Raw genomic sequence first — 18,822 nt, 5'->3', positions numbered from 1 at the left:
GCACCTAATTAAGTGGTTATTTTTTTAACCTCACAGAGCAAGGGAACGGAGTAAGTAATCCACTAGCGCGATTTAAGTATTAAACGTAAATACAGAGGGATAGAAATAATGCTTATTATAATAGCCGCAATCAGCATCCAAGAAAGCTGCAGCGTTTCTTGCTTTATATATTTATAAATAAAATCAGCTTTTACTTCATCAAACTTTGTTTGATCAATCTCATATAGGTCAGCAATTAAACGCCATTTAGCCATCGACATATTACCCACAGTAGTACTCGGTGGAGCAATATAGTCTTTAAGTACCTCAGCCTCATATGCCAGTTGATGAAAACTGCGATCAGGCGCATAAAACTGTTGGGTTATGGCAATGGCTTCATCCATATTCATCACCGCGTAGCGCCACCCTTTTAAACTCGCTTGGTAAAACTTTTCTACCGTATCGGGGTGATACTTAACCATACTATCGCTGGTAAATAAAATATCCGCGTATACGTCCATGCCATAACGTTGTGGACATATAAGTCGGTGAGCAACCCCTTGCTGGTCCATATGATAAGGTAGGTCGGTAACATACACTTCTATGGCATCTAGTTTATTTTCCATCCATGCTTGTTGTAATCCATCGCCTTTGTAAACAGCCAGTTTTTCAGTATCAATACCACTGCGCTTAAGCATAGTTAGTAACTCAGAATTACTTTCTTTGCTGACTTCACTTACACGCTTGTTAATAAAATCACGGGCATGAAAAATATCTGAAGTTTCTTTTACCATCCAGCAGTAAGGAGAAAACTGTAATATGGCAGCCATGGCTACAAACGGTTCACCGGCAATACGGCGTTCTAGTATACCTGAATGCGCTACACCAAATTGCGCCTCTCCTCGCTCTACCGCACCAAAACTATTTGGCCGTTTTGGATCGGCTGGAACTATATTAACGTCTAAACCAGCCTCATTATAAAAGCCTTTTTGCTCAGCCAAATAATAGCCAGCGAATTGAAATTGGTGTGTCCACTTTAATTGTAACGTGACTGATTCCTGCGCCATTAACTGGCTACAAAAAAAGCAGGTGCTAATTATTATTCCTTTAAGTAGCAAAGAAGACTTCCATAAATATATAATTAATTATAACTATATGTAATACAGCTAATAACGCAAGCATCGGGATAGATGCTTGCTTAAAATAAAATTATGCTAGAGCGAGTTTTTCAAGCTTTTCTGCTTTAGGTTGGGTAGTTAAAAACTGAGTAAAACAGGGGTTATCGGTTTCGTCTTGAACACTGTAGCCTAGGCGATTTAAGTGCTCATTAAACATCTCATATTGGCTTGGTTCAATAGCAAAGCCTGCTAATACATTGCCCATTGACCCGCCATGATTACGATAGTGAAATAAAGTGATATTCCAGTTACTACCCAGCGTATCTAAAAAGCGCGCCAATGCGCCTTGGTACTCAGGAAACTCAAACCTTAGTAAGCGTTCATGTAACTGCTCTGGCGCTTTACCGCCAACCATATAGCGTACATGCAGCTTTGCTAATTCGTTATCTGATAAATCGCAAAAGGTATATTTGTTATCTGTTAGACTTTGTTTAAGCTCTTCAAGCTCTGCTAACCCTTGACGTAGCGCAATACCAACAAAAATTTGCGCCTCGCCAGGCCCCGCATAACGATAGTTAAACTCAGTAATGGCACGCCCACCTAAAGATGCACAAAACTGCTTAAAACTACCGCGCTTTTCATCAATGGTCACGGCTAATAAAGCTTCGTTTTTCTCACCCAGCGCAGTGCGCTCAGCCACATAACGTAAGCGATCAAAGTTTAAATTAGCACCAGACAAAATAGCGGCTAAATTTAACCCCTTTAAACCCGACTGCTGAGACCATTTTTTAAGCCCTGCAGTTGCAAGTGCCCCTGAAGGCTCTGCAATAGCTCGGGTTGATACAAAAATATCTTGCATGGCTGCACATATTTCATCGTCTGATACGGTAACTACTTCGTCACAAAACTTTTGTGCCAGTCTGAATGTTTCGCTACCAATTATTTTTACGGCAACACCATCGGCAAAACTGCCAACCCGATCAAGCTCTACCGGCTCGCCTGCTGCTAAAGCAGCTTTTAAGCAGGCGCTTTCATTCGCCTCGACCCCTATTACTTTGATATCGGGGCGCAGCGATTTAATGTATACCGCCATACCTGCCAGCAAGCCGCCGCCACCAACAGGAATAAACACCACATCTAAATCGTTAAGTTGTTGCATTAATTCTCGGGCAACCGTACCTTGACCAACAATCACATCAGGGTCATCAAATGGTGGTACAAATACGCCGTTTCGCTGCTCAGTTAATTCCAGCGCATACGCTTTTGCGGCATCAAATTGATGGCCATGCAATACGACTTCCCCACCCAATGTTCTTACCGCATTAACCTTTATTTCAGGTGTGGTCACGGGCATAACAATGGTGGCTTTATGCCCTAAGTATGAGGCACTTAGCGCCACACCCTGAGCATGGTTACCTGCGGATGCGGTAATCACAACCGAGCCTTTGGGCAGCTTATTTAATTTATTAAAAGCGCCGCGTAATTTAAACGAGTACACGGGTTGCTGATCTTCACGTTTTAACCAAACATGATTACCTAACCGTGCACTCAATTCGGCCATTTCACTTACCTCAGTCACCTTGGCTAAAGGCTCCATATTGGCTTGGATAATCGCGCGAAAATAATCGAGTTCTTGAGAAACCATACCTAGCTAAGCTCCTCCAGTTTGGCTAAATCGCGAACCGCACCTTTATCGGCACTGGTTGCAAGTAGCGCATACGCTTTAAGCGCAGATGATACATAACGATCGCGATCAAGCGGTTTATACGCTTGTTTACCACGAGCCAGTTGTTTTTGCTTGCGAGCTTCAAGCTCTTCATCGCTTAACGCCAGCGTAATTTCTCGGGTGGCAATATCGATGATAATTTTATCGCCGTTTTCAACATAAGCAATTGCACCACCGCTGGCAGCTTCTGGCGATACATGACCAATCGATAAACCCGACGTGCCCCCTGAAAAGCGCCCATCAGTAATTAATGCACACTGCTCTGCCAAACCTTTTGATTTTAAATAGCTAGTCGGGTATAGCATTTCTTGCATACCAGGGCCGCCTTTAGGCCCTTCGTAGCGAATAACCACCACATCGCCAGCTTTTACTTCGCCATTTAAAATCCCTTCTACAGAGTCATCTTGTGATTCATACACAACCGCAGTGCCTTCAAAATGCAGCATTTCATCAACAACACCCGCACTTTTAACGATACAGCCATCTACCGCTAAGTTACCTGAAAGTACAGCTAAGCCGCCATCTTGACGAAATGCATGTTCTACACTGCGAATACAACCGTTTTCACGGTCGTTATCACCCTCATCCCAACGACAATCTTGGCTCATTGCTTTGGTGGTACGAATACCAGCGGGGCCTGCACGGTAAAACTTTTGTGCGGCTTCGTTATTCGGATCGGTTGCATCCCACTTTTTAACCAGCTCACCCATTGTCATACCCGCTACGTGATTTACCGATAAATCAACTAAGCCGGCTTTGCCTAGCTCACGTACAATTGCCATCATGCCACCAGCACGGTGTACGTCTTCAATGTGGTATTGCGCTGTAGCAGGAGCAACTTTACATAAAAACGGGGTTTTACGTGAAAGTTCATCAATGTGTGACATATCAAAATCAACGCCGGCTTCTTGTGCCGCTGCGAGTAAATGCAATACCGTATTTGATGAACCGCCCATAGCAATATCAACCACCATAGAGTTCATAAATGCGGTTTTATTAGCGATGGCACGAGGCAGTACGTCTTGGTTATCTTTTTGATAGTACTCACGGCATAAATCAACAATGCGAGCTCCCGCTTCAACATACAGTTGTTTACGGTCTTTATGGGTCGCAAGCGTGGTCCCGTTACCAGGCAGCGCAAGGCCAATTGCTTCTAATAAACAGTTCATAGAATTGGCGGTAAACATCCCTGAACACGACCCACAAGTAGGACATGCAGAACGCTCAACTTGCTCAGAGTCGGCATCACTTACCGATTCATCAGCACCTTTAACCATAGCATCAACCAAATCGAGCTTAATATCGATATTCGCTAATTTAGTTTTACCCGCTTCCATTGGGCCGCCCGATACAAAAATAACCGGAATATTTAAACGCAGTGCGGCTAACATCATCCCAGGGGTGATTTTGTCGCAGTTTGAGATGCAAATCATCGCATCAGCACAATGGCCGTTCACCATATACTCTACCGAGTCGGCAATTAAATCACGTGATGGCAGTGAATAAAGCATACCGCCGTGCCCCATGGCGATGCCATCATCGATAGCAATGGTATTAAATTCTTTTGGTACACCACCGGCTTGAGTAATGGTTTCAGCCATCAGTTCACTAAGCTGATTAAGATGCACATGCCCCGGTACAAATTGCGTAAATGAGTTTACAACTGCAATAATTGGCTTACCAAAGTCGGTATCTGTCATGCCGGTTGCACGCCATAATGCTCTTGCGCCTGCGCGTTTACGCCCTTCAGTGGTAGTTGCACTTCTTAATTTAGCCATAGTTACCTCAGTGTTTGCCGCAATTAATGCGGGCATTCCTCATTCTAAAAATTGATGAATAACCAAATAGTCAGTTACTCGTAAAATTCGTTAAATTTATTTTATACAGCCTGTTGCTGTAAGCTTTGTAGCGTCACATGTTTCACATCAACCAATTTATTTAACTGGCTGGTAAGCAAGTAAATTGGTTTATCACTATCAACCGTCATTGCCATATTATATTGACCATCGTCCATATTGAGCTGTAAGTGAGTTAAATCAAAACCACGATGACGTACGACACGTAAAAAGCGCTCGATTGCGACACTTTGACTTTTTAAGGCAATAGTTAAGTTGTGTTTCATTGTGCTTTCTCCGTCATCATTTCATCGTTGGCAGCCCCTGGTGGAACAAGTGGCCATACGTTTTCTTTATCATCGATACAAGCATGAACAATATAAGGTCCATCACTCTTTAATAAGGCCGTAATTGCATCATCTACTTGGTTAGCGTGGGTAATGGTTTGTCCAGGAATGCCAAACACAGCAGCTAGCTGTACAAAGTCAGGGTTGTCTGACAGGTTAGTTTCGCTGTAACGCCCTTCAAAAAATAGCTCCTGCCATTGACGCACCATGCCCAAGCGTTGGTTATCAAGTATCAGTATTTTTACTGGTAAATTATTACGACGAATAGTGGCAAGCTCTTGAATATTCATCATGATTGAACCATCACCGGAAACGGTGATCACAAAGTCATCTTTACGCGCGATTTGTGCACCTATGGCGGCAGGTAAACCAAATCCCATAGTGCCTGCACCACCACTGCTTAAGTGGTTACAAGGGTGGCTAAACTTCATGTGCTGGGCAACCCACATTTGGTGCTGGCCTACATCACAACACACCACACTAGTGCTTGGCATACGCAGGCTAAGTTGATTAAGTAAGTAAGGGGCAAATACTTTTTCACCAGGGTAGTCGTAGCGCCACGCGTGTTTAACCTTCATTTGTTTACTATGATCGCACCACGCTTTTGGTGTAACCACGCACTCAAGTGCAGGAAGTGACGTTTTTAAATCAGCAATTAATGACGCTTTTGCGGGTTTACGTTTTCCGACCTCGGCTGCATCTATGTCTAAATGAATCACTTTTGCTTTTGCAGCAAACTTAGCTAAATTGCCGGTTACACGGTCATCAAAGCGTGCGCCAATACACACTAATACATCACATTCTTGCACCGCTAAATTAGCTGCTTGACCGCCATGCATACCTAGCATACCTAAATCATATTCGTAATCAGGTAATACACTACCCAGTGCTTTAAGGGTTGAAACCGCTGGCATTTGCGTTTTATTTAAAAATTGCATTAACTGCGCTTGCGCATCTGCGGCATGAACTCCGCCACCAACATAGGCAACAGGCTGTTTGGCTTCACTGAGTAATTGGTTAGCAATAGCGACTTGATTTAGATCTAGTTGAGGCAAGTATTCATCTACCGCTAACCAAGGTTTAAAAGGTACTTGCGCCATTTGGATGTCTTTGGGGATATCAACCAAAACAGGGCCAGGTCGACCGCTTTGTGCTAAATGCATCGCCTCTTGTAATATTTCGGCTAAATCTTCTGCTCGCTCAACCATATAACTGTGTTTTGTGCATGAAAGCGACATACCCAGCACGTCTATTTCTTGAAAGGCGTCAGAACCAATAGCTGCGGTTGGTACTTGCCCGGTGATGGCAAGTAAAGGCACTGAGTCCATCATGGCATCAGCCAATGCGGTAATTAAGTTAGTAGCACCCGGGCCTGATGTTGCTAAACATACACCTAATCGGCCAGTACTGCGTGCATAGCCTACGGCTGCAAACCCTGCGCCTTGTTCATGGCGAGTGAGGTAATGTTTTACAGGCGCACCATACAAGGCATCGTAAATGGGCATAATAGCACCACCTGGGTAGCCAAATACTTCATCTACGCCGTGCTTGGCGAGTAAATCAATTGTTAGTTCTGCGCCTGTCATTAGTAAATCCTCATTCCTGTGTGACAACCCGTTAAAATTTAATCTTAAAACTAAAAAGCCCCCGGACGGTTAAGTGCGGAGGGCTTTTCAATGCTTAGTTTTTTAAAGCACTACGAAGCCCTCGCGGGAATAATCACCACGATAATAATCAGGACTAGGTTAAGTGCATTGTTAAGCATAAAATTTAATACCATTTAATTTCTGTAATTACGAAACTCTTGTTTCGCTGTCTTTTTATATTAGTACCGCGCTCAGGGCGCTAAGTCAACATCAAATTCAATCCAAAATAATTATAAAAACACGCCGGCCTAGGTTTTAAAATTCAAACAACCTAAACAAAGTGAATTTTTTATCCCTTCATTTCAACTCAGGAAATTCACTATTCTTATAACGGTGAATTATGGTTTGATTAATTTTTAGCAAACCGTTGTATTTTATAGCTCACAAAATAAAATAAATTGATTTCTTAAGCGTTTCTTAAGTGTGACGACCTAGCATAACAACGTTCACTAAAAAGAGATGTGTTATGAATTCAATTTTCAAACTCAGTAAGCAATCGCAAGCAAACACCAAAAAGCGCTTTTACTTTAACTGCAGCGCTAATGCATTTGTTATTTTAATGGCATGCTATTATGGCTTAATCATTAATATTCCATTTATGCATGGTGCGTTTAGCGCTATTACTTCGCTGCACACATTTTCGTGGTTATTTCTATTCTCTGTACCGCTACTACTTGTGTGTTTATTAGTTATATTTTTTCTTTGGTGTCTGTTCGAGGGCTATTAAAACCCATCAACTACTTACTACTCGTGCTCTCAAGTGCCGCACTTTACGGCTCATTAAACTATGGAGTGGTATTTGATTACTCAATGATACAAAACGCAGCAGAGACGGACTCTAGTGAAGCGTTAAGCTATTTAAACTTGCAACTTGTTGGCTTTTTACTGCTTTTTGGCGCATTACCTGCCTTTGTTTTGAGTCGTATAAACGTAAACTGTGCCCGCCCACACAAAGAAATACTCAGTCGTATTAAACTGTTACTAGCATGCGGTGCTTTGATTGCTTTAGTGGTAGTAAACTTTTACGCCGATTACGCGGCAACAGGTCGAAATAACCGTATATTGAAAAAAGAAATCATTCCATTTCAATACCTTTCTAGTGGCTATAAGTATGCACGTGATCAGTTGCTTTACAGCGATATTAAATTTAAAAATATTGATACCAAACCAACTTTAGCATCGCTAAGTACAACACGAGTTACTGTCATAGTAGTAGGTGAAACCGCACGAGCTGAAAATTTTTCCTACCAAGGCTATGAGCGTAATACCAACCAATACACACAAAAACATAATGTCACTTATTTCGATAATGTATCGTCATGTGGCACGGCCACAGCAGTGTCAGTACCCTGTATGTTCTCACTGCAAACTCATGCCAATTTTTCTCGTTTAGACAGTGATAATCAGCAAAACGTGATTGATTTGATACAACAAGCAGGCGCAGATGTCTTATGGGTTGATAATAACAGCGGCTGTAAAAACGTCTGCTCGCGCGTACCTACCAGTAATATTGATACCAAAGCATCCGAACTATGTGATGGTAAATACTGTTTTGATGAAGCGTTGCTAGCCCCACTAAAGCACAAGCTTGCTAACTTGAGTCAGGCTAATACGCTTATAGTGCTGCATATGATGGGTTCACATGGCCCCACTTACTTTAAGCGCTACCCTGAAAAATTTAAACAGTTTAGCCCAACCTGCGACCGCAGCGATATTCAAAACTGTAGCGCTGAAGAACTGGTTAACACCTACGACAATACAATTGCTTATAGTGATTTTATCAACGCTCAAGTTATTGAACAGTTAAAGGCACTACCAGCCAATATTGATAAGCAATTACTGTATGTGTCGGACCATGGCGAGTCGCTCGGTGAAAATGGTGCGTACTTACATGGCTTCCCCTATGCATTTGCACCGACAGCTCAAACCCATGTGCCTCTTTACATCTGGGCTGATGAGCATAATCAGCGCATTACAGCCAAGTGTCTCAACAATTTAAATAGCACTTTAGCGCAATCACACGATGCTATTTTTCATACACTTTTAAACTTAACCGGTGTTGCGAGTAAAACCTACCAAACCTCTGAAGATTTACTCGCGTCATGTCAAACGATTAACCATAGCGAAACTAAAATATGAATAATAAAACCGTTATAAAACGCCAAGGCCTAATGCGCCTAATTTTTACCTTAAGCCATACATTTAATGGCCTAAAATGGATGAGTCGATTTGAGGCTGCTTTTCAGCAAGAGTTGGTTTTATTTAGTTTGCTAGGCGTATTTGCCTGCTTGCAAGAAATTACTTTAAGTAGCAAATTAATATTGATTGCCAGCTTATTGTTTGTGTTATTTGCTGAGTTGGTCAATACCGCAGTCGAAGTGGTGGTTGATCGCATCGGTAGCGAATATCATGAACTATCAGGCCTAGCTAAAGACATCGCTTCTGCCAGTGTATTTATCGCCATGCTCATCACCGTTTTGCTTTGGTGCTCTGTTTTATGGGCTTAATTAGCCAAGGTAAAAAAAGCATTAGTGCTGCTGTAGGTCATGGTGGTGTTTTTTCTCACTCTATGAAGCTTTTCACGAATCGCCTTGAGTTCATAACAAAGTGAACGCGTTTTGACTAATTATGGCAACATGGCCTACAGCAATAATTAATATCAATAGCGCTTTTAATCAGGCATTTTTACGTTACCTATATAGTAAACTAAGTTAGTATTTATAAAACAACTTAAACATGGCTAGGATTTTTTATGAAAGTGTCATTGCGTATCAGTCATTTATTGATAGCGTTCGTTTTTTTAGCATTTAGTGTCAATGGCTATGCAGCTCCTGCTCTATTCAAAATAGAAAAACAAGGCGCTAGTTCGTATTTATTTGGCACCGTGCATGTAGGTGATGCCAGCATGAAAGGGCTACCAAAAAAAGTGACTCAAGCACTAGATAACAGCAAGCAAGTGGTTGTTGAAGTGGATATTAGTAAGCTATCGCCTTTACAAATGCAGCAACGCTCTATGCCGTTTATGCTGCTAGCAAATGGCCGTACTTTACAGAGCGAGCTGTCGGCAAAAAATTATCAACAACTCAAAGACTACTTTGCTAAAAAGTCGATTGATATTGCCATGTTTAATAGCTTTAAACCTTGGGCTGTGATGTTAACCATGATGCAAATTGAGTTTCAAAACGCAGGTTATTCAGATAAAAATGGCATTGATAAGCAGGTATTAGATTATGCCCAACAGCATAATATTAAAATTGCAGAGCTTGAAACCATAGAGCAGCAACTACAAATGTTTAATGGGTTAGAGTCATTAAGCAACGCTATGATGGCAGAAACCTTTGAACAACTCAGTGATATTAATACCTACTTTATTTCTCTAGTAAATGCATGGAAACAGGGCGATATGAAAACCCTAACCAGCTACTACCACACCAGTTTTGATAACAGTCACTACGGCCAACAGAGCGAACAAGTGATGCTGATTGAGCGTAATAATAATTGGGTCACTCAGCTCACCCCAAAACTTGAACAAGGCAATATTTTTATAGCTGTAGGTGCTCTGCATTTAGTTGAGCAACATGGCTTAATTAAACAACTGCGTGACCAAGAATTCACGGTGACTCAGTTATAAACAAGCTTATATAATCGACTCACTATGAGCCGTATGCTGTTCATAGTAAGTTGGTTTAAAGTCTTCCATTTTTAGGGTGTGTTCAACCCCTTTAATGGCATCTGCTGCATGATGGTTTACATAAATAACGGTACTCGTTTTTGCCGCACACACCTTTTCTATTAGCAGTAAAACGCGTTGACGATTTGCCTCATCAAGCCCTAAACATGGCTCATCTAAAATAACTAAGGCGGGGTATTTAACCATTGCGCGTACAATAAGTAATAAGCGCTGATCGCCATACGATAGTTGAGTAAAAGCGCAATTAGCTTTATCGCTAAGGCCAATTAGTGCCAACCACTGTTTCGCTAAACGCATTTGTAGCTCATTGGCTTGTTGGTATAAACCGATACTATCGAAAAACCCAGAGATAACAGTATTGAGCGCCGAAATACTCACTCTATACTGTAAATGCAAGGTATTAGAGATATAACCAATATGCTGTTTTATATCCCAAATACTCTCTCCTGTGCCACGCTTAAAACCAAACACCTCAATCTCATTGTTATAACACTGAGGGTTATCACCGGTGATTAAATTTAATAAACAGGTTTTTCCTGAGCCATTCTTGCCGGTAAGTTGCCAATGTTGGTGTTGCTTAATCGTCCAGTTTAAGTTTTCAAAAATAGTCTGTTCACCATAACGTACATGCGCATCAGTAAGCTTAACGAGTGGCGCGTTTGCATTTGAAATGAAAGTAGGCTCGGGTGAATCTGGAATAGTTATAGGTGTATGTTCTAAATGCAGTAACTTAAACAAATCGGCTCGTTTTGCTGCGCACGGTTTTGCTAAGCTATGTTGTAAAAGACCCTTGCTCACATAAGCAAAGTGATCAACAAACGCAGGAATTTCATCAACACGGTTTAGCACAAACACAAAGCAAGTGTGCGTACTCAGTTGCTTTAATAGGCGGTTTAACTGCCTAGCCGATTCAGCGTCTAAACCATCAAATGGTTCATCAAGCACAACTAAATCACTATTAGCAGACAGTGCTTTAATCAATAATAATTTACGTGTTTCACCGGTCGATAAATCAGTAAAATTACGATTAAGTAAGGCATCAAAATTAAGAGCAGTAATTAGCTGTTGGCATAAATCGTTATTTATTTCAGGTTCAGAAAAGAGTATGTCAGTTACTTTTTGTGGTTTATCACTTTTGCGATTAGCGCTCAATAACTGCTTTTGTAAATCACTTGAAACTAACTGTGGATTGTTAAAAGCACTATGACGTTGCCCACTTTGTTGCTTGGCTTCACCAATAAGCGTAGCGCCAAGCGCAGATTTACCGGCGCCATTGCCGCCAAGTAATACCCAGTGTTCCCCCTGCTTTACTTGCCAAGTTAAATCCTTAATATAATAGCGATTACTACCACCGGTGGATAAATAGCCACTAAATTGCTGAAGTAAAATTGAGCTCACACTAGCTACCAAAATAAGTCTTAAAAATTCAAATTAACTTACAAAAGAACAATTAGGCAAGTGAGATTTAATCAACCTCAGTTAGAAAAGCATCATTTAGCGCCGCGATTATGCTTTGCTGATCTATGGGTTTATGAATATGACTTATTGCTCCAAAAGCTTTAGCGCGAGCAATATCACTATCAGAGGTGTTTGCGGTAACCACAATAATTGGGCGTGTTTTGTCTTTTTCATGCAGCAGTTTTGTGGCTTCAAAACCATCCATAATAGGCATATTTAAATCCATAAATATAACATCATAGCTATTTTCAGCTGCCATTTCACAGGCAACCTTGCCATTTTCAGCCGATTCAACGTGTATGTTCAAAGAACTTAATAACTTTTTTAATACCAACATGTTGAGCGGGTTATCTTCAACCACTAAACACTTAAGATCATCAAATAAGCGCGTTGGCTTACCTTCGCTTGTGTCCATTTCCAATGGTAGGGTTAGAAATACAATGGTGCCTTGTGGGTGGTTGTGCTCAAAACGAATGTCGCCATTAAGCGCATTAACAATGTATTGCATGCGGATAAGCCCTGTTCTGAGGCCTTGAAAATGATTACTTTGTTCATTATTGTCTAACTCGAACTGATCAACCGGGTGACTAAAGCCAATGCCCGTGTCCTCGACATTCAATGATAGTTGATTATTGTTGAGCGTGGCGATGACGGTGACCGCCCCTTGCTCAGTAAACTTTAATGCATTACTAAGCAGCTCATTCACTATTTGTTGGAGGCGTGCGTGATCTACAATCACAGCGCAGTCTAAGCTCGGTGCTAACTCGCTGATTAACTTTAAGCCCTTTTCAGTACAGCCATATTCATACACTGCCAATACTTTGTTTAAAGTAGTTAGTAGGTTGTCAGAGGTTGGCTTTAACGACCAGCGATTTAAACTAAGCGCCTGTAAATCTTGAAGTTCATCTAGCATTGCTAGCAACCGAGTTGAACAGTACTGAGCTTGACGCTGAATTTGTTGTTGCGAGCTGGGAATGTTCAATTCATTTATAGAACTAATTAATCCCTGTAATGGAGTTCTAAACTCATGACTGGCGCGTGCGATAAAATGCTCTTTATTCTGACTGACTTGCTCGGCAAATTCTTTTTGTTGTTGATACTCAAGCAGGGTCTGCAAAACTTGCCGCTCCATTGGCATAAACACAAATCTTAACTCTATAAACAATAGCGCTAGAGTCAAAAACCAACACAGTAGCTCAATATTGGCAACCCAATTAACCTTTGTCACCGCTTGCTGCTCAAATAAACTCACAGCGGTGTCTAATTTTTTTAGTAATGCTTCAACCTCACCTACAGAAAGCACGGCTGAGTTCGCAGGCTCTTTCTGGATAAGTAATTCTTTAGCTTGTTTTATAAAAACAGATACCTCGGCATCTAGGTTACCTGGGGTGGCATAATATAAATCAACCAAAGCGGCATTTAAATAAACCGCCTCAGCTTGCTCATTTTTAGTAAGTAAAAACGTATGTCCTTGTTCGAATAGCCCAAGGGAGTGAGCCAACGATTTCAGGTGCTGTTCGTTGTTAGCTGTTTGATTAATTAGCGCATTACTATGCCACGCTATTTTTTGTGACAGCATGCGTTGCTTACCCGCTATATTGATAATTTTCGCATCGTATTTTTGCACAGAAAAGACGTATTGCATGAGTAGTGCGGATACGCTGATCAGCAAGGCAATAGCAATTAATGCCCACCGATAACGTTTGCGAATACTCTTTACAATATTAAACATAAACCAAGCTGCTTTTTATTTTCACTTTAATCTAACTGTAGCAAGTTAATCAGTTAATTCACTAATTATTAGATATAAAAAAGCCCAACTAAAAAGCTGGGCTATTTACAATATCATTAACGATTTTCTAAACGGTTATAATCAAACATACCAAATTCAATCCCTCGATACTGGCGGGCAACGTGATGTAATATATCGCTGTATTGCCAAAACTGAGGATGAGTTCGACGAATCGCAAATTTGGACTTCAAAGCCCGATAATCCGCCTCTACTTGCATAAGCGGTAATTGCTCTGCAAATGCAGCAACTTGTTGCGGGTTATTTAAATACCAAATTGCTGATGGGTAATCACCAATAAAGCCTGGCACAATCGTCACGGTATCTTCTTCATAAGCACGCTGTCCGTCTTCGTTTAATAAGCTCGAAATATTATAATGCGCGTTATGATGAATAATCGTATAAGCCTTGTGCTCATCCTGCTCCTTTACTAACACATACGATAGCTGCGGAAGTAAGTTAATTGCTTTAGCAGGCATGGTATTGATTGCACTTAATGGTGCGGGTACTTTTTTATAGTCATAACGAGGACTCAATACCGGCTCAAGCGTTTGTTTAATTAATCCATATAACTCTGATTGTGGCTTATCAGTTTGGTAATTAATACCGCTGGGCTGGCTAAACTCACGGTTATTTTCGAAAAAGGTCGATAGACTTGGCGGTGATTTACGATACCAACTTTGCTTAATAACTTCGCGTTGTGACTCGGGTAATAACGCAAGGAAGTTTTGCTCACCTTCTAAGCGTAAAAAATCCATATATAAACGTGTTATCAATTGATGGCCAATATTGCCATACACATCAAAGCCTGCCACTAGTAAGTAGTGAATACGCTCAAACAATGCATAATCAAGTACCCACATCGTTTTAGGTTGCTGGCCAATAAGTCCTTTTACAACGGTTGCACTATCGAAATGGCGAAAAATTGTCAGCGCTGCATTTTGGTTATGCCCTTCCCCTTTCCACAGTAAATCAGTAGTTAAGTGCTCGCCATTTTTGAACATTTTATTGGCTAGCTCAACTTTGGCTTTTAAATAGCGCTTTTCACGAACTGAGTACTTTACCCAGTTAGAAATGGGTAACGCATTACTCTCCTCGGCTGCTGGTAACTCTAATGCGTCTTCATGTTGCATTAGCATTTCACTAACCTCTGGAGTCGCCACTTTTTTAGGATCGGCAAATGCCACCCAAAAATGGTCATTAATCACGTTCAGTGCAATTTGACCACGACAAACAGGGCCTTTAATGAAGCCCATAATAATTAACTCAGCTTCATCGAGCATAAATTGATATTTAGCATCAATAGGCAATGCTTCAAAAGTTTTAAATGGATTTGATGCAAGTGCTGGCTCATAGCTTGGTAAACTAGATACAGTGTATTTTGGTGCGATAAACTGCTGATATAAGCGTGTTAACTTCTCATCCGTTAACTTAAGTGGTAAATGCGTTTTTGACAAAATTGTAGAACGGTCGTGAAGCAGTCGATAATAAACACGCTCAACCTTTGGGTTATCATAAGGGCGACGAGCACTAATTAACTTAATATCTTCCCCAGGAGGGGTGCTGGAGCGTACCAACTTAAAAAGTTTGGTGATTGCGCATCACTAAAATAAATGTGCGCTAAAAACCAATGTTCATAAATATAACGCGCTGATAACTGATACTTCAAACCATCTTGATTTAAAAATGCTTCCCAGTTTTTTACCTTTGCAAGCTCAGTAGCTGATGGCGGCTTGATATGCGCCATTTTCCCGCCTTTTTTAATCCAATTTTGTAAGTGCTGAAATTCAGCAGCCGACACCCCTGGTAAACCATAGGGCATACCCGCATGCGGTTGCTCATCGGCTAATTGATCAAACTCACCCATAGTCGCACAACTTTGGTTACGGCTAAGCGAAAAATCAAAGCGTTCATCTAATACTTCATCTTCTGGCAAAGGTGAACTTTGCTTTAATACCAGCGTGTTAAATAACACACTACCGGCTAAATTGGCTTCTTCATTTTGTGCTCGCTCGTTTAATACCGGGCTAAACTCTTTTTCACGCCATTGCTCAGTGGTGGTTGCATCAAATAATAATCTGCTCGGTGTTGAGGCTAATAACCGAGTACCATCGTACACCAGCTCTTTACTCAGCCCTCTATCTATTCCCTCAGGAGACGACAGCTTCAATTGACAAGGCGCATCATAACAACCATGGCAAACCACGCAGCGAGTATCTATTACAGGCTTTACATGCTGAAGAAATTCGGCGCCATCACCACTATTAGCATCAACAATACGCGCTTGTGTTTTTTCGGGACCAAACAGTTCGTTATAATGAGCATTTCCTAGGTAGGCACAGCCACTTAAAATAATCAGTACAAATGTACTTATAATGATCTTTTTCATTACTCTGCCTCATCGCCCAAATCGAACGTGGGCATCATATCAACTTGAGGTGACACGAACGTCAGCTCATCAACTGTAGTCACTACAGCGCTTAATAGAGGACCTTGCGTGAGCGTTAGTTGAGCGTCATGTTCGCTTTGCACTACACTTGAAAAGCTTGAATTGATGACATTCAATTCATAGTCCGTAATGCTTATGCCAATACTACTGTCAGCACTGGGGTTTTGGCATAGCTGAGTCAGTAGCTCATCACTTAAAATAACTGAAATTTCCACGTCAGGCTGCGCTAAGTCACGCGTACTTAGTGTCTCATCTAGAATAAATAAAGGGAGGGTTAAATTGCTATCTTGTTCAAGTTCCATTGGACTCTCTTGCTGACTGGCGGTGTAATTACCGCCATTATAGCAAAAAAGCACATAATTACTGCGACTAAATAACCACACTAAAGTCTAAAATTAATCCTAAGCATTGCTAATTACTAAGCTTTAATATCATCCATTGCCGATTCAATCATAGAAAAAACAGCCCCTTGAGGGTCGCAAATAACACTAAAACGCCCTACATCAGGGATATCTGTAGCAGGTACGCACACTTGCCCTCCAAGGATCGCCGCTTTTTTTACATAGCTATCGCAGTTATCCACGGCAAAGTAAATCATCCAATGGGGAGGCACGTCTTCTGGCCACTCATTATTCATTTGTAGCATGCCCGCTACAGGCTTACCTGCAACTAAGAACAAGGTGTAATCCATACATTCCATAGGCTTTATTTCACTTTGCCAACCTAGTAATTCGCAATAAAAGTGACGGCTCGCTTCGCTATCACGCGTTGCCATTTCGTGCCAATAAGGCGTGCCGAGCTCACAAGGACGCTGACATCCTATATGCTCTTTACCTTGCCATAACGCCACTATGGCGCCGGTTGGGTCTTTAAGCATTAACATGCGCCCTGCATTCATAACATTGTGAGGGCCTGCTATAATTTGCGCGCCTAGCTTTTGCGCCTTAATTGCACATGTATCAACATCATCTACCGCAATATAGGTAAGCCAGTAGCTAGGTGCGGAATCGTCCACTTGCTCTTTAGGCATTTGGTACATGGCAGCAATATCGTCACCTTGCTTTTGAAGCATTGTGTAATATTCATCTTCGCCAATTGGCTGGTCGTCATTCCCCCATTCAAACAACGAGGTATAAAAAGCTTTTCCATCTTTCCAATTATGAGTACACAGTTCAGCCCAGCAAAATATACCTTGCGGATAATTATTTTTATTATTCATCGCCCATTTCCTGTTGTAAATTTAAGCTAATTTTAGCTTAGGCTAATAGTCTATAAGAGTCGATAGCTATTCAATGAATAGACATGCCTTTACTGAGTTTTAGCGTATAGTCATATTCCCTCCTATAAAAAAACACCACTCAAATATTAAACTATAGATATTCAGAGGTTACTGAAGCGCAGGCTTCTACTCGGGGTTGATACTAACTCAGGCTACTTAGCTGACACTAGCACCGAGCAGCTAAAAGCTGATAGCTGATAGCTGATAGCTGATAGCTGATCACTTTTCTTCAAACATTAAAAAACCCGAGACTAAGCTCGGGTTTTTTTAATGCTTAATGCATTACAACAGTTGATTACTCAACGATAGTTGCAACAACACCAGCACCAACAGTACGGCCACCTTCACGGATAGCGAAACGAAGACCTTCGTCCATCGCGATTGGCGCGATTAGAGTTACTGTCATCTTAACGTTATCACCAGGCATTACCATTTCTACGCCTTCTGGTAACTGTACGTCACCTGTTACGTCAGTTGTACGGAAGTAGAACTGTGGACGGTAACCTTTGAAGAATGGAGTATGACGACCACCTTCATCTTTAGAAAGTACGTATACTTCTGAAGTGAATGTTGTGTGTGGGTTGATTGAACCAGGCTTAGCTAGTACTTGACCACGTTCAACGTCTTCACGCTTAGTACCACGTAGAAGTGCACCAATGTTCTCACCAGCACGACCTTCGTCAAGAAGCTTACGGAACATTTCAACACCAGTACAAGTAGACTTAGTAGTCTCTTTGATACCAACGATTTCAACTTCGTCATTCACGTTGATGATACCAGCTTCAACACGACCAGTTACAACAGTACCACGGCCTTGGATTGAGAAAACGTCTTCGATAGGCATGATGAATGGCTTATCGATGTCACGCTCTGGCTCTGGAATGTAAGAATCTAGTGCTTCTGCAAGCTCTACGATTTTAGCTTCCCATTGCTCTTCGCCTTCAAGTGCTTTAAGTGCAGAACCTTGAATTAGTGGTAAGTCATCACCTGGGAAGTCGTATTCAGAAAGAAGTTCACGAACTTCCATTTCTACTAGCTCAAGTAGCTCTTCATCATCAACCATGTCACATTTGTTCATGAACACAACGATGTAAGGAACGCCAACTTGGCGAGAAAGTAGGATGTGCTCACGAGTTTGTGGCATAGGACCGTCAGTCGCAGCAACTACTAAGATAGCGCCGTCCATTTGAGCAGCACCAGTGATCATGTTTTTAACATAATCGGCGTGACCAGGACAATCTACGTGTGCGTAGTGACGAGTAGGTGTATCGTACTCAACGTGTGAAGTTGAGATTGTGATACCACGCTCGCGCTCTTCTGGAGCGTTATCGATTGATGCGAAGTCTTTAGCAACACCGCCGTATACTTTTGCAAGTACGTTAGTGATTGCTGCAGTTAGTGTAGTTTTACCGTGGTCAACGTGGCCGATTGTACCAACGTTTACGTGCGGTTTTACGCGTTCAAACTTTTCTTTTGCCATCTTAAAAAATTCCTAATAAAGAAAT

The 18,822-nt window shown here is 41.5% G+C and carries 12 protein-coding genes and 2 pseudogenes; 3 read left to right on the top strand and 11 right to left on the bottom strand.

Going from position 1 to position 18,822, the window contains the following annotated elements:
* Window positions 1-62: 62 nt before the first annotated feature.
* From AB8618_RS00665 to ilvG, 5 genes are all read right to left on the bottom strand, one after another.
* Window positions 63-1,046: an ABC transporter substrate-binding protein gene (locus AB8618_RS00665; protein WP_413401127.1), complete on the bottom strand. Its 984-nt coding sequence runs from the start codon at window positions 1,044-1,046 to the stop codon at window positions 63-65.
* A gap of 142 nt (window positions 1,047-1,188) precedes the next feature.
* Window positions 1,189-2,742, bottom strand: coding sequence for a threonine ammonia-lyase, biosynthetic (gene ilvA, locus AB8618_RS00660; protein ID WP_413401126.1), 1,554 nt, complete (start codon window positions 2,740-2,742; stop codon window positions 1,189-1,191).
* A 2-nt stretch (window positions 2,743-2,744) separates the two neighbouring features.
* Window positions 2,745-4,601, bottom strand: a complete 1,857-nt coding sequence (ilvD, locus tag AB8618_RS00655; RefSeq protein WP_413402905.1) for a dihydroxy-acid dehydratase — start codon at window positions 4,599-4,601, stop codon at window positions 2,745-2,747.
* Between the two features lie 101 nt (window positions 4,602-4,702).
* Window positions 4,703-4,945 (bottom strand): acetolactate synthase 2 small subunit, encoded by a 243-nt coding sequence (ilvM, locus tag AB8618_RS00650; protein WP_008112745.1) that lies wholly within the window; start codon window positions 4,943-4,945, stop codon window positions 4,703-4,705.
* The gene (gene ilvG, locus AB8618_RS00645; protein ID WP_413401125.1) at window positions 4,942-6,591 is read right to left on the bottom strand and encodes an acetolactate synthase 2 catalytic subunit; all 1,650 of its coding nucleotides are present in this window, start codon (window positions 6,589-6,591) and stop codon (window positions 4,942-4,944) included. The genes ilvM and ilvG overlap by 4 nt, the downstream gene beginning before the upstream one ends.
* A 526-nt stretch (window positions 6,592-7,117) precedes the next feature.
* Between ilvG and AB8618_RS00640 the strand changes: the two are divergent.
* From AB8618_RS00640 to AB8618_RS00630, 3 genes and pseudogenes are all read left to right on the top strand, one after another.
* Window positions 7,118-8,790, top strand: a pseudogene (locus AB8618_RS00640) (phosphoethanolamine transferase).
* The gene (locus tag AB8618_RS00635) at window positions 8,787-9,158 is read left to right on the top strand and encodes a diacylglycerol kinase (RefSeq protein ID WP_413401123.1); all 372 of its coding nucleotides are present in this window, start codon (window positions 8,787-8,789) and stop codon (window positions 9,156-9,158) included. Before AB8618_RS00640 ends, AB8618_RS00635 begins: the two are co-directional and overlap by 4 nt.
* Window positions 9,159-9,403: 245 nt before the next feature.
* Window positions 9,404-10,282, top strand: coding sequence for a TraB/GumN family protein (locus AB8618_RS00630; protein ID WP_413401122.1), 879 nt, complete (start codon window positions 9,404-9,406; stop codon window positions 10,280-10,282).
* A gap of 6 nt (window positions 10,283-10,288) precedes the next feature.
* On the opposite strand, the gene AB8618_RS00625 is transcribed toward AB8618_RS00630, so the two are convergent.
* The 6 genes and pseudogenes from AB8618_RS00625 to tuf all read right to left on the bottom strand — a co-directional run bounded on the left by AB8618_RS00625 (window position 10,289) and on the right by tuf (window position 18,797).
* Entirely contained in the window at window positions 10,289-11,740 is a 1,452-nt protein-coding gene (locus AB8618_RS00625; RefSeq protein WP_413401121.1) for an ATP-binding cassette domain-containing protein, read from the bottom strand.
* A gap of 67 nt (window positions 11,741-11,807) precedes the next feature.
* Entirely contained in the window at window positions 11,808-13,532 is a 1,725-nt protein-coding gene (locus AB8618_RS00620) for a response regulator (RefSeq protein WP_409424430.1), read from the bottom strand.
* Window positions 13,533-13,648: 116 nt separating this feature from the next.
* Window positions 13,649-15,978: pseudogene (locus AB8618_RS00615) on the bottom strand (fatty acid cis/trans isomerase).
* Entirely contained in the window at window positions 15,978-16,340 is a 363-nt protein-coding gene (locus tag AB8618_RS00610) for a hypothetical protein (RefSeq protein ID WP_054202577.1), read from the bottom strand. The pseudogene AB8618_RS00615 and the gene AB8618_RS00610 overlap by 1 nt, the downstream one beginning before the upstream one ends.
* A 116-nt stretch (window positions 16,341-16,456) precedes the next feature.
* A complete protein-coding gene (locus tag AB8618_RS00605; protein ID WP_409424428.1) occupies window positions 16,457-17,257 on the bottom strand; it encodes a VOC family protein in 801 nt (266 codons plus the stop codon).
* 355 nt (window positions 17,258-17,612) lie between these two features.
* Window positions 17,613-18,797 carry an elongation factor Tu gene (tuf, locus tag AB8618_RS00600; RefSeq protein WP_109875886.1) on the bottom strand — a complete coding sequence of 395 codons (1,185 nt, stop codon included), beginning with the start codon at window positions 18,795-18,797 and terminating at the stop codon, window positions 17,613-17,615.
* Between the last annotated feature and the right edge of the window lie 25 nt (window positions 18,798-18,822).

Origin of the sequence: Pseudoalteromonas sp. RW-H-Ap-1 (genome assembly GCF_048318575.1) — a bacterium.
Taxonomy (GTDB): domain Bacteria; phylum Pseudomonadota; class Gammaproteobacteria; order Enterobacterales; family Alteromonadaceae; genus Pseudoalteromonas.
The sequence above is the reverse complement of the archived record's forward strand: the minus strand, read 5'-3'. Positions and strand labels throughout refer to the sequence as shown.